Below are 12754 nucleotides of genomic sequence, written 5' to 3'. Positions count from 1 at the left end.
TTTCACGATTTGTCCGAATTTTGGGATCTCCGCTCTTTGTGCTAAACTGTCCCACCGATCTTAAGGTATCCTTAGGTCGGTTGGATGGATAACATTGCGAGATAAAAACGATGATCAAACAACGTACATTAAAACGTATCGTTCAGGCGACGGGTGTCGGTTTACATACCGGTAAGAAAGTCACCCTGACTCTGCGACCTGCACCGGCTAACACCGGGGTCATCTATCGTCGCACTGACTTGAATCCACCGGTTGATTTTCCGGCAGATGCAAAATCCGTGCGTGATACCATGCTCTGTACTTGCCTGGTCAATGAGCATGACGTGCGTATTTCTACGGTTGAACACCTTAATGCGGCACTTGCAGGTCTGGGCATCGATAACATCGTTATCGAAGTCGACGCACCTGAAGTCCCGATTATGGACGGCAGCGCCGCGCCTTTCGTCTATCTGTTGATGGATGCAGGCATTGAGCTTCTGAATAGCGCTAAAAAGTTCGTTCGCATTAAAGAAACCGTGCGTGTTGAAGACGGCGATAAGTGGGCTGAAATGAAACCTTACAACGGTTTCCATTTAGACTGGACTATCGACTTCAACCACCCGGCTATTGAAGGCGATGCTAAGCGTTTTCAGTTAGAGTTCTCGGCCGAGTCTTTTGTTCGCCAGATTAGCAGAGCCCGAACCTTCGGATTTGTACGTGATATCGAGTATTTGCAGTCACGTGGATTGTGCCTGGGTGGCAGCTTTGATTGCGCGATTGTTGTAGATGATTACCGCGTGCTTAACGAAGACGGCCTGCGTTTTGAAGATGAATTCGTTCGTCACAAAATGCTCGACGGAATCGGTGACCTGTTCATGTGTGGCCATAACATTATTGGTGCGGTCAGTACCTTTAAGTCAGGCCATGCGCTGAACAACAAGTTATTGCAGGCAGTATTGGCGAAGCAGGAAGCCTGGGAATATGTGACCTTCCAGGATGAAGCCGAAGTGCCATTGGCATTCAAAGCCCCTTCTACAGTATTCGCTTAATCGGTACTGATATTACTTATTACGACTGGTTGTTTTGGCACCCTCTCCGGCCATTCCAGCCAGTCGTTCTAATGCCTTTCTAAGTTTCTCTGGGCTACGGCTCGCCAGTAATCGTAATTCATCCGCGCTCTGCATACTTATTTGCCTAACCGGCGGTAAGGGACCTTTTGATATTCCGGTTTTCTCATATTCCCGCGCTGAATTTTCATTTTTCTGCGATAAGTTTTCCGTTTTCGCCATCAACGATGGATTAATCCTGATGTCGATTGAAGACAATGATGGTAGTATTTGCGCACGAAGTGCAGAGAGAAGCGCCGGTTGTTCATAACGTAACCGCATCATCCAACTGGCATTTGCTATCTCTAGCACCAATACACCCTGGCGATAATTACCTACCCGGCAGCATGCTTGCATTTGGGTGGGTAGCAGACCTTTCACAGCGCGATTGAGCTTGAGTAATGCGGCCGCACGTTGTTGAACCACGCGCAGCGGGCTTTGCCCGGCGGCAGTGGCGTCGTCGAACAGGATATCTAATAATTGTGGGCGGCTGTTACGCATTGGCGAGCTCCGGCGGATTGTAAAACTTGTGATTGGTATTCTAAATCGTTGGCGACAATTTGGCAGAAGGTATTTTTGGCCGCATCTCCTGTTGGGGATGGTCGCGGCGAGCCTTGGCGTGTCGACGAATCTTTCACAAACTGAGCTGGCAAGTGTAACCAATACCTCCTCAAGTCTAAACCGTTTAAACATCGGCGCGCGCGGACTGACCAATCTGGCATGGCTGCAGGCCCATCGCCGCGCGTCCATCGGCGTTGATTACTGGCAGCAGCATGCACTGCGCACGGTCATCCGTCACCTTTCTTTTGCGTTGGCCCCTCAGGTTGTGACGTATAACGTCGTCAGCCATGAAGCTGTATTAGCCGACGTTGAACCCTTGCACGTGCAGCAACTCGCTCTGTTGGTCACGTTAAACTCGCTGCTCACGCACGAAGCAAAACCTCCCGTTATTATCCGTGATACTCAGCAAACGTTGCTCACGGCCTCCGCTAAACATCAGCCGGGTATCTGGCTGGCCGAGAGTTTGGGGATTCGCGCCGGGCCTCTCGCATCTCTGGTTTGATTGTCATTTCTGAAGTGATCTTTGCCGCTTTTACTCTGCATAAGTCAGCATGGCACAAGCCTGTAATTTATGTCGGTAAAAGCAAAAAGTACTAACAAAAATAGCGGCCGCAGCAGGCGGTCTCAAAGAGAAATCAAGAATCATGTTAAGCAAATTACTCACCAAAGTTTTTGGTAGCCGTAACGATCGTACACTGCGCCGTATGCGCAAAGTCGTTGACCAGGTTAACCGTCTTGAACCCGAAGTTTCAGCACTGTCTGACGAACAACTAAGAGCCAAAACCGATGAGTTTCGCGCTCGTCTGGAAAAAGGCGAAGTGCTTGAAACCCTGATCCCCGAAGCATTTGCCGTCGTACGTGAATCAAGTAAGCGCGTCTTCGGCATGCGTCACTTTGACGTACAGCTGCTCGGCGGTATGGTTCTGAACGAACGCTGTATCGCAGAAATGCGTACCGGTGAAGGTAAAACCCTGACCGCAACGCTGCCCGCCTACTTGAATGCCTTAAGCGGAAAAGGCGTTCACGTTGTTACCGTCAACGACTATTTGGCCCAGCGCGATGCGGAAAATAACCGTCCGCTGTTTGAATTCCTCGGTCTGAGCGTGGGCATCAACCTGCCCAATATGCCAGCACCCGCCAAGCGCGAAGCCTACGCCGCAGATATTACCTACGGTACCAACAACGAATACGGCTTCGACTATCTGCGCGACAACATGGCATTCAGCATCGAAGAGCGCGTACAGCGTAAACTGCACTACGCGCTGGTGGATGAGGTTGACTCCATTCTTATCGATGAAGCACGTACTCCGCTTATTATCTCGGGTCCGGCAGAAGACAGCTCAGAGATGTATATTCGCGTCGATAAGCTGATCCCTAAACTGATCCGTCAGGAAAAAGAAGATTCAGACAGCTTCCAGGGTGAAGGTCACTTCTCCGTGGATGAGAAGGCGCGTCAGGTTCATCTGACCGAACGTGGCTTGATTCTGATTGAAGAGATGCTGGCCGAGGCTGGCATCATGGAAGAAGGCGAATCGCTCTATTCCCCAACCAACATCATGCTGATGCACCACGTTACGGCCGCACTGCGCGCCCACGTGCTGTTCACCCGCGACGTTGACTACATCGTTAAAGACGGTGAAGTGATCATCGTTGACGAACACACCGGTCGTACCATGCAGGGTCGTCGCTGGTCAGACGGTCTGCATCAGGCCGTTGAAGCTAAAGAACACGTTGATATTCAAAACGAAAACCAGACTCTGGCATCAATTACCTTCCAGAACTACTTCCGTCTGTATGAAAAACTGGCCGGCATGACCGGTACTGCAGATACTGAAGCGTTTGAATTCAGTACTATTTATAAACTCGATACCATTGTGGTGCCAACCAACCGCCCAATGCAGCGTAAAGATTTGCCTGACCTGGTCTACATGACAGAGATGGAAAAAATCGGCGCAATCATCGAAGACATTAAAGAGCGCAGCGCCAACGGCCAGCCAATTTTGGTCGGTACTGCATCAATCGAAAAATCTGAAGTGGTTTCTCATGAGCTGACCAAAGCCGGTATTGAACACAGCGTATTGAACGCCAAGTTCCACGCCAAAGAGGCCGATATTGTCGCACAGGCCGGTCAGCCAAGCCGCGTAACCATCGCCACCAACATGGCCGGTCGTGGTACGGATATCGTACTGGGCGGAAGCTGGCAGGTTGAGATTGAGAAACTGGGCGAAGAGGCTACGGCCGAGCAAATCGCCAGCATTAAAGAAGCCTGGAATGTCCGTCACGAAGCCGTGCTGGCCTCCGGTGGTTTACATATTGTTGGTACCGAACGTCATGAATCACGTCGCATCGATAACCAGCTGCGTGGGCGTGCGGGTCGTCAGGGCGATGCCGGTTCATCCCGCTTCTACCTGTCAATGGAAGATCCACTGATGCGTATTTTCGCCTCAGACCGTGTATCAGGCATGATGCGCAAACTGGGCATGAAGCCGGGCGAAGCTATCGAGCACCCTTGGGTGACCAAAGCGATTGCCAACGCACAGCGCAAAGTTGAAGGCCGTAACTACGACATTCGTAAACAGCTGCTTGAATACGATGACGTCGCCAACGATCAGCGCCGCGCTATCTACGGCCAGCGTAACGAATTGCTGGACGTCACGGACGTGAGCGAAACCATCGCCAGCATCCGCGAAGACGTGTTCAAAAGCACCATCGACAGCTGCATTCCACCGCAGTCGCTGGAAGAAATGTGGGACATTGAAGGGCTGGAACAGCGTCTGAAGAACGATTTTGAGCTGGAAATGCCTATCAAAGAGTGGCTGGATAAAGAGCCTGAGCTGCATGAGGAAACGCTTCGTGAGCGCATTCTGCAAACGGCGAAAGATTCTTATGCGCGCAAAGAAGAAGTTGTTGGCATCGAAATGATGCGTAACTTCGAAAAAGGCGTGATGCTGCAAACGCTCGACTCCCTGTGGAAAGAGCATCTGGCAGCGATGGACTATCTGCGTCAAGGCATCCACCTTCGTGGTTATGCGCAGAAAGATCCGAAGCAGGAATACAAGCGCGAATCGTTTGCGATGTTCGCTTCTATGCTGGAATCACTGAAATATGAAGTGGTTAGCGTGCTGAGCAAGGTTCAGGTTCGTATGCCTGAAGAAGTTGAAGCAATGGAAGAGCACCGTCGCGAAGAAGCTGAGCGTTTGGCTCAGCAGCAGCAGCTTAGCCACGTTGCCTCTCTTGAAGAAGAGTTGTCATTGACCGCAGGCAGTCCGGCAGCCGCCGAGCGCAAAGTAGGGCGCAATGACCCTTGCCCATGCGGTTCAGGCAAAAAATACAAACAGTGTCACGGACGTCTGCAAAACTGATTGCTTGACTGAATACTACAAGATAATAAGGGCGGCTAATTACCGCCCTTAATTTTGAGATTTTTGTGAGGTAAAGAAGGTGAGTATTAAACAACTGAATATCTCGGTCGGGATTATCCGCAACGCTCAGAAAGAGATTTTCATTACTCAACGTGATGCATCTTCGCATATGGCCGGTTTCTGGGAGTTTCCAGGTGGCAAGATTGAAAGCGGAGAAACCGCCGAACAGGCGTTGATTCGTGAACTGCAGGAAGAGGTCGGCATTGATGCCGCCGAGCCTGAGCTTATCCGCACTCTGCAGCATACTTTCCCTGACCGAATCGTCAATCTTCACTTCTTTTTAGTGCAGAACTGGGCGGGAGAACCTTATGGTAAAGAAGGTCAGCCGAAGCGCTGGCTAGCGCAGAGTGAGATCAAGCAAAGTGATTTCCCACCGGCCAACGCCGAGATTGTTAAAGCGCTTTTAAACGACGAAATTTAAAAATGTTGAATAATGAGGTCGAGATTTATAAGGGGGAACATAAACTGTTCCCCCTTATCTTTATTTGATGTCGTCTTCGCTCCACTCGTCGAGATCGTTTATCTCGCCCTTACTTGGAATACGTTTTTCTTCATCGGCCCATTCTCCAAGGTCAATCAACTGGCAGCGCTTGGTGCAGAAAGGTCGGTATGGACTGTTTTCGCCCCAAATCACTTGTTTGCCACAGGTTGGGCAATTTACCTTAATAATATCGTTGTCCATGTTTGCTCCTAGCAGCAGGCAAGTTCAAAATTCAGTCTGGCCGGAACCTGGCCCTTTTCACTGTCCAACGGCAGGAAGCGAATGGCATAGCGCGTCTTGTGGCCTGAAACCTGCGGGTAAAGTTGGTATTCAAGAGAGAGTCGCAGTCGAAGCAGGTCTGCGCCTTCTGCATTGTCCTGAAAGAAACCGTTTAGGCTTATTTGGTTGCGGAAAGGCCCCGACTGACGAATCAGGTCCAGAACGCGGGTCAGCGACTTGTGAAGCGGTTGTAGCGTTTCGAGCCAGTTATGCACATCGGTGTCGCGCATCGCCTGTGGCATATGCATCCAAATATGCAGCGTCGGCAAGTCAAAACTGCAGCAGCCGCCGGGAATACTCAAGCGCTGTTTTACCAGGCTGACCATGCGGTCCTCTTTGAGCGCCTGACCCATTCTTGGCGCACTCATCAGCACTGACGCCGTGTCTTTCAACTCAGCGCGCAGTTCATGAATACGGGACATCTCAACGCCGGGAACGTCGGACCAAAGCAGCAGTTTTTGCTGTTGACGTTCAAGCTCTTTTAACAGATCGGTTCGTACTTCGCCGCGTTCCAGCACGTCTAAAAGATCGGACGCAGTACGGAAAAAAGTCAGGGCGGAAGCAATAGAACTGAGCTGAGGATTGGCGTGTAACTGTTGTAAAAGAAACTCAATGCGCAGCCAGGTGCGCATTTTTTCATTTAAAGGATGTTCAAAGAGAACGGTAGTACCCACATCACTCATTCTTGTCAATATCCTGTCGGGTCGCTGAAGCCGCTAAATCCAGATAACGGCTATGTAATGAAGCAACACGCGGCTCGATCGTCTCGGGACCACCGTTGTTATCAATTATGTCATCCGCACAGGCCAACCTCTGTTGGCGTGAGGCCTGCGCGGCAATAATACTTTCGGCCTGCTGACGGCTGACGCCATCACGGCTGATGGTTCTCAAAAGCTGTACTTTTTCGCTAACGTCGACCACAAGTACGCGATTTGCACGCCCTTGTAATCCATTTTCTACCAAGAGAGGCACCACCCAAAGCACATAGGGTGAAGAGGCTGCCTTGATTAAACGTTGTGTTTCAGCCTGTATTATAGGATGAAGAAGTTGGTTAACCCATTGTTTATCTGCGGTATTACTAAAGATAATTTCACGCAGACGCGGGCGGTTAAGTGAGCCGTCATTGAGAACGATTTGTTTACCAAATCTTTCAACTAAAGCATGCAGAGCCGGCATTCCCGGTTCTACCACCTGACGAGCAAGGATATCCGCGTCCACCAGCGTAACGCCAAGGCGCACAAACGCGTTGGCGATCGTACTCTTGCCGCTTCCTATCCCGCCGGTGAGTGCAACAATATAGCTCATACTTTTGCTCGAATGCTTTTATGCGAAAAATATCGATATCCTAAATGATAAAGGTATCGTCAGTAAGTGCAAGCCAAGTCCATCGGGGTTTTTATCCTAAATTGATCCTGCAAACTGTGAGGTGAGATCCAAAACCGCCTCTTGCCGTGAGGCTATTCCTGAGTATGATAAAACCACTGGAGAAGGTGCAAACTATCACTCGCTTGTCGGCTCGCGCTGCAGGCTTTTAGCCCAACCAGGACAACTCAATGCGTATTGAAGAAGATTTAAAATTAGGTTTTAAAGACGTCCTCATTCGTCCAAAACGCTCAACTCTCAAGAGCCGTTCCGAAGTAGAACTCGAACGTACTTTCACATTCAAGCACTCGGGCCATAGCTGGTCGGGTACTCCCGTTATTGCCGCCAATATGGATACTGTCGGTACTTTTAGTATGGCTGAAGCACTTGCATCGTTTGGTTTATTGACCGCGGTCCACAAGCACTACAGCGTTGAGCAGTGGCAGGCGTTTATCGCACTGAGCAGCGAATCTGTATTGCGGCACGTCATGGTATCAACCGGCACATCGGGCGCAGATTTCACTAAACTGATGAATATTCTTTCCCTGTCCCCGCTGCTGAAATTTATCTGTCTTGACGTCGCCAATGGCTATTCCGAACATTTTGTCGAGTTTCTTCAACGGGTGCGGGAAGCCTGTCCGGACAAAGTTATCTGTGCCGGCAACGTGGTGACCGGTGAAATGGTTGAAGAACTCATCCTTTCCGGGGCCGACATTGTCAAAGTGGGGATCGGGCCGGGGTCGGTGTGCACCACGCGAGTTAAAACGGGCGTTGGTTATCCGCAGCTCTCGGCAGTGATTGAGTGTGCCGATGCGGCTCACGGCCTCGGTGGACAGATAGTCAGCGACGGTGGCTGTGCGGTGCCTGGTGACGTTGCCAAAGCCTTTGGCGGCGGCGCAGACTTCGTTATGCTCGGCGGTATGCTGGCGGCCCACGACGAGTGCGAAGGCACAATCGTCGAGGAAGAGGGTGAAAAGTTCATGCTTTTCTATGGTATGAGTTCGGTATCTGCCATGAAACGTCACGTGGGTGGCGTTGCTGAATATCGTGCCGCCGAGGGCAAAACGGTTAAACTGCCGCTGCGAGGCCCGGTGGAAAATACTGTGCGCGACATCCTCGGAGGCTTGCGTTCTGCCTGTACCTACGTGGGTGCAGAACGTTTGAAAGAGCTGACTAAACGCACGACTTTTATTCGTGTTGCCGAACAGGAAAATCGCCTGTTTGGTCAATAGACTGCATGACGGCGGTGACGTGGCCGCCGTTTTTAATCTCCGCATTCCTTAGTTCATTGCTGCGCCCAGATTGAAGATAGGAAGATACATAGCGATAACCAGCCCGCCTACAATCACGCCCATAAACAGCATCATCAAGGGTTCTATTTTCTGTGCCATTCCTTCGGCAAGCTCATTGGCCTGCTCGGCGTGCCATTCCGCCAGCTTCTGAAGCAGTGTGTCCAACGCGCCTGATTCCTCGCCAATACGTACCAGCTGTCGGCACAGCGGTGGGAAGAGTGGGGACTCTGTAAGCGCCTTATGCAGCGGCAGTCCCTGAGCTAATTGCAGGGTCAACAGCCCGACGGCTCGCTTGTAGTGCAAATTACTGATTGAAGATTCTGCCGCTGAGAGACCGGCACTGAGCGTCATTCCTGCACGTTGGGTCAGCACCAGCGTTTGAAACAGCTGACATAAACAGCCATAGCTAATCAGTTTTTTTACTATCGGCAGCTTCAGCAGCCAGCGTTGTTCCTTCCATTGCCATTTTTCCTGCGGATGTAAATAATGAGAATAACCGCCATAACTTAGGCCAATAATCGTCGCTAATACGGGGCCATAGTGAATGATCCAGTCAGATCCTGAAATGAGCATCTGCGTAAACAAGGGCAGTTCAGCGTCAAACGACAGATAGATTTTGGCAAATTCCGGTAACACCATGGTCAGCATGAGCAGGGTAATGGCTGAGGCAATGACCATCACGATGAGCGGATAGCGCAGGGCTTTCTTCACCGTTTTTTGCAAGCGAATGATTTGCTCCTGCTGAATTGCCAACTGCAAACAACAGTTGTCCAACTGGCCAGTTAGTTCGCCAATGGTAATGACCTGCGGATAAATAGCAGGAAACACCAAAGGATATTGCTGCAGCACTGTCGACAGCGGTTGCCCCTCATTAACCTGTTTGACTACGTCAGTCAGCACGCAGCGCCAGGCGGGCAGAGGGTGATCGGTAGCCAGCAGCTTCAAGCTCATTGTCAGTGGCAGACCGGTTTGTAGCAGAGTGGCCAACTGTCTGATAAATGCGATGCGCTCTTTGTTTTTCCAATAGCGCTGACTAAGTTTGGTGAGCCTCTTGATTGAAAGAGGTTGTAGCCCTTGGAGCATCAGTTGCTCAAGCACCTCCTGCGGCTGCGATGAGAGATTTTCACCGCTGTGCAGTTGGCCAATATCATCAAGAGCCTGCCACTTAAACAGATAAAGACTCGCCTTGGTCACCTTGTTCTCCTTCACCCATTACGCGATAAAGTTCGCTCAACGACGTCGTGCCTTGCTCGACCAAAGAAATACCCGAAGCAAAAAGCGTCTGCTGGCTTTGTGCCGCAGCAATACCGCGCAGCGCTTGAGAATCTGCACCGTTGACCAGGGCCTGTTGCAGTTGTGGACTGTTCTCCAGCATTTCGTAGACCCCCACGCGGCCGTAATAACCAGAGAAGCAGTGTTTACAGCCCTGCGCTTGCCAAACCTCTATTTCCTTTGCCACCTCCTGATGTTCGTCCTTTACCCGCGCCCGCTGACGAGTTTTACAATGTGGGCAAAGTTTTCTGACCAGGCGCTGGGCAATCACCAGCCGCAGACTGGCGGCAATCTGGTAGCCCTCGACGCCCATTTGTGCCAGTCTCACCAATGTTTCGGTCGTAGAGTTGGTATGCAGCGTCGAAAGCACCAAATGGCCAGTTTGTGAGGCTTTAACGGCTATCTCTGCCGTTTCTGCATCGCGAATTTCGCCAATCATAATGACATCAGGGTCTTGCCTGAGCAGTGAGCGCAACACCTTGGCAAAACTCAGCGACGTTTTGCTGTTGATTTGCGTCTGGTTAATGCCGCGCACCGGGATCTCAACCGGATCCTCCACACTGCAAATATTTCGTCTTATGGTGTTTAGGTGGCGCAGCCCGGTATAGAGCGTGACGGTTTTACCACTTCCCGTCGGGCCGGTGACCAGAATAAGTCCCTGCGGTTTATCAAGTGCGGCAAGGTATTTCTTTTGCTCGCTGGCGGAAAATCCGAGCTGTTCCAAAGACAGCTCCTGCTGCGTTCTATCAAGAATACGCAACACAATCTTTTCACCGTACAGCACCGGTAGCGAAGAGATACGCAGGGAGTAGCGCTGCTTATCGAGCGTCACCGACATCTGCCCATCCTGCGGCAGACGATGCTCTGCCACATTGAGCTGCCCCATAATCTTGAGGCGAGCAAGTACGCTGGCCATCAGCGAGAATTCCGGCGCAGGCAACTCTTGCAGCACGCCGTCGATTCTCAGACGGACGCGTAGCTGATTTTCGAACGGTTCAAAGTGGACATCAGACGCGCGGCGCTGAATGGAAAGCTTCAGTGTGTGATTGAGAAACTGCACCACCGGTATTTTGCTGTCTTGATCCACGTCGTGATCTTCATTTTGCTGATTCTCCTGCGCATTATCCTCCCGCGTATTCTCTGGCTGGCTCAGCGCGTGCTCCACCTGCGTTTGCGGCCAGAATTCGATATTTACCTTCAGCGCACAGGTAAAACGCAGGGCGGTGAGCAGTGCCGTTGAGTCCGTGGTTTCCTGATGACAGGCCACGCGCAGGCATTCATCTTCTATAGCAATAAGCACCGCACCATAGCGATGACATTGCAGCCGCAGAGTCTCGCGAAGCGCACTGAGTTTCTCTTTCATCAGTGCGTACTCGGGTCACTGAAATGAAAGATTTGCTTGCAGGCGTCGACCAATCCCACATTACCGGCGTGGGTGCACTGGCGGGTCCAGTCAATGCTGCCGTCGACCTTGTCAACGACCGGTGTCATCACCACGGTGAGGCCGTTTAGCGCCTGTGAACCACTGAGAGTGATAATCCCTGCCTTTACATCAATGCCGCTGACGTAACGTGAGGCTTTGGAGGCGGGAATGCTTGAAACGCCGTTATCACAGGTCGTCAGCTCGCCCAAATCGATGCTGCAAAGCTCGCTGGCGGTCTTATAGGGGATCATGGTTTGTAGCATGTCGGTCAGCGCGGCTTTTTGCGTATAAGACTGATAGGCCGGAATGCCAATGCCGCTAAGAATGCCAATAATGCCGATTACCACCATCAGTTCAATCAGCGAAAATCCCCGTTGCCGGCGAGACTGTGGTTGCTGTTGGGAAAAGCGCTGCGAAAACGTGGCGTGGCTGAAAGTGAGTGAATGCATGAGGTGTTCCATCCTTGAAGTCAGTGATGCCGTAGTGGCAAGACGTAAACTAATCGCCATATTCGTAGCAGGCCAGCATCCGTTATCGAGTGCTCAAGATGTCACGCAAAATGAAATGAAAGAGGAGGAGATATACAAAAAAACAGGAATAGAGTGCACAAACTTCCCCGCGCTGTGGCGGGGAAAGGAGCTAAGGCAGAGGGTTAACGAAAACGCATCGACAGGTCGAGGGCGCGCACGTGTTTGGTCAACGCGCCAACGGAAATATAGTCAACGCCCGTTTCAGCAAACTCACGCAGCGTGATATCTGTTACATTGCCTGATACTTCAAGCTGTGCTCGTCCGGCGGTCAGGGTAACGCCTTCGCGCATCATCTCGACGGTAAAATTATCGAGCATGATGATATCGGCACCCGCTTCCAACGCCAGCTCAAGTTCGGCCAGGCTTTCAACTTCAACCTCTACCGGTACGTCGGCGTGGATCCACAGGGCGCGCTCAACGGCGGCTTTAATTGAGCCGCAGGCAATAATGTGGTTTTCCTTAATCAGGAAGGCATCGGCCAGCCCCAGACGATGGTTACTACCGCCGCCGCAGAGCACCGCGTATTTCAGCGCGGTACGCAGGCCAGGCAAGGTTTTACGCGTGTCGAGCAGGCGAGTTTGCGTGCCTTCAAGCAGTTTGACAGAGTGATTTACCGCACTCGCAACGCCGGACAGCGTTTGGACAAAGTTCAACGCCGTTCTTTCCCCGGTAAGCAGCAGTCTGGCAGGACCAGCAATGTCGAACAGCGGTTGGTTTTCGCTGATAGGACTGCCATCTTTGACGTGCCAGGTTATCTCGACTTCATCTCCGCCGAGCTGGGCGAAGACTTCATCGACCCAGCCCGAACCGCAGAAAACGCCGGCTTCACGGGTAATCACGGTGGCAATAGCCTGTTTATCCGCCGGCAGAAGTTGGGCGGTTAAATCACGATTGGCATCGACTTCGCCGCCCAGGTCTTCACGCAATGCCTGAGCAACAATAAGTGGGATATCGTCGTGGATACGACTGAGCAACTCTGCGCGGCGACTTTCAATGCTGTAGCGGCGAGTGGGCATACAAAACTCCGAAAATGACGGGTAGGATAGT

Annotated in this window: 13 protein-coding genes; 5 read left to right on the top strand and 8 right to left on the bottom strand. The window is 51.5% G+C overall.

The features are described 5' to 3' along the window. Positions 1–110 precede the first annotated feature (110 nt). Positions 111–1028 (top strand): UDP-3-O-acyl-N-acetylglucosamine deacetylase, encoded by a 918-nt coding sequence (lpxC, locus tag GA565_RS21720; RefSeq protein ID WP_055774895.1) that lies wholly within the window; start codon positions 111–113, stop codon positions 1026–1028. Between the two features lie 12 nt (positions 1029–1040). Here lpxC and GA565_RS21715 read toward each other — a convergent pair whose 3' ends face one another. Further along, positions 1041–1586 (bottom strand): DUF721 domain-containing protein, encoded by a 546-nt coding sequence (locus tag GA565_RS21715; protein ID WP_152200760.1) that lies wholly within the window; start codon positions 1584–1586, stop codon positions 1041–1043. A gap of 28 nt (positions 1587–1614) precedes the next feature. Between GA565_RS21715 and secM the strand changes: the two genes are divergently transcribed. The 3 genes from secM to mutT all read left to right on the top strand — a co-directional run bounded on the left by secM (position 1615) and on the right by mutT (position 5489). After that, positions 1615–2148, top strand: a complete 534-nt coding sequence (secM, locus tag GA565_RS21710; protein ID WP_152200759.1) for a secA translation cis-regulator SecM — start codon at positions 1615–1617, stop codon at positions 2146–2148. Positions 2149–2290: 142 nt separating this feature from the next. After that, the gene (gene secA / locus GA565_RS21705; RefSeq protein WP_152200757.1) at positions 2291–5008 is read left to right on the top strand and encodes a preprotein translocase subunit SecA; all 2718 of its coding nucleotides are present in this window, start codon (positions 2291–2293) and stop codon (positions 5006–5008) included. A gap of 85 nt (positions 5009–5093) precedes the next feature. Beyond that, positions 5094–5489 (top strand): 8-oxo-dGTP diphosphatase MutT, encoded by a 396-nt coding sequence (gene mutT, locus GA565_RS21700; protein ID WP_193312007.1) that lies wholly within the window; start codon positions 5094–5096, stop codon positions 5487–5489. 60 nt (positions 5490–5549) lie between these two features. On the opposite strand, the gene yacG is transcribed toward mutT, so the two are convergent. From yacG to coaE, 3 genes are read right to left on the bottom strand one after another with little or no spacing between them, the layout of a single operon-like run. Further along, the gene (gene yacG / locus GA565_RS21695) at positions 5550–5750 is read right to left on the bottom strand and encodes a DNA gyrase inhibitor YacG (protein ID WP_055774909.1); all 201 of its coding nucleotides are present in this window, start codon (positions 5748–5750) and stop codon (positions 5550–5552) included. 8 nt (positions 5751–5758) lie between these two features. Further along, positions 5759–6511: a cell division protein ZapD gene (gene zapD, locus GA565_RS21690; protein ID WP_152200754.1), complete on the bottom strand. Its 753-nt coding sequence runs from the start codon at positions 6509–6511 to the stop codon at positions 5759–5761. Beyond that, the gene (gene coaE, locus GA565_RS21685) at positions 6504–7133 is read right to left on the bottom strand and encodes a dephospho-CoA kinase (protein ID WP_152200752.1); all 630 of its coding nucleotides are present in this window, start codon (positions 7131–7133) and stop codon (positions 6504–6506) included. The genes zapD and coaE overlap by 8 nt, the downstream gene beginning before the upstream one ends. A gap of 248 nt (positions 7134–7381) precedes the next feature. On the opposite strand from coaE, the gene GA565_RS21680 reads away from it, so the two are divergent. Further along, entirely contained in the window at positions 7382–8422 is a 1041-nt protein-coding gene (locus tag GA565_RS21680; RefSeq protein ID WP_152200750.1) for a GMP reductase, read from the top strand. Between the two features lie 48 nt (positions 8423–8470). Here GA565_RS21680 and hofC read toward each other — a convergent pair whose 3' ends face one another. The 4 genes from hofC to nadC form a co-directional block, all read right to left on the bottom strand. Further along, positions 8471–9676 (bottom strand): protein transport protein HofC, encoded by a 1206-nt coding sequence (gene hofC, locus GA565_RS21675; RefSeq protein ID WP_152200749.1) that lies wholly within the window; start codon positions 9674–9676, stop codon positions 8471–8473. Then, positions 9648–11117 (bottom strand): type II secretion system protein GspE, encoded by a 1470-nt coding sequence (gspE, locus tag GA565_RS21670; protein ID WP_152200747.1) that lies wholly within the window; start codon positions 11115–11117, stop codon positions 9648–9650. The genes hofC and gspE overlap by 29 nt, the downstream gene beginning before the upstream one ends. After that, positions 11117–11626 carry a prepilin peptidase-dependent pilin gene (gene ppdD / locus GA565_RS21665; RefSeq protein WP_152200745.1) on the bottom strand — a complete coding sequence of 170 codons (510 nt, stop codon included), beginning with the start codon at positions 11624–11626 and terminating at the stop codon, positions 11117–11119. The genes gspE and ppdD overlap by 1 nt, the downstream gene beginning before the upstream one ends. 203 nt (positions 11627–11829) lie before the next feature. After that, positions 11830–12723 carry a carboxylating nicotinate-nucleotide diphosphorylase gene (nadC, locus tag GA565_RS21660; protein WP_152200743.1) on the bottom strand — a complete coding sequence of 298 codons (894 nt, stop codon included), beginning with the start codon at positions 12721–12723 and terminating at the stop codon, positions 11830–11832. Between the last annotated feature and the right edge of the window lie 31 nt (positions 12724–12754).

The organism is Rouxiella sp. S1S-2, assembly GCF_009208105.1.
In the GTDB taxonomy this organism is placed as follows: domain Bacteria; phylum Pseudomonadota; class Gammaproteobacteria; order Enterobacterales; family Enterobacteriaceae; genus Rouxiella.
This window is presented reverse-complemented; position numbering and strand designations above follow the sequence as displayed.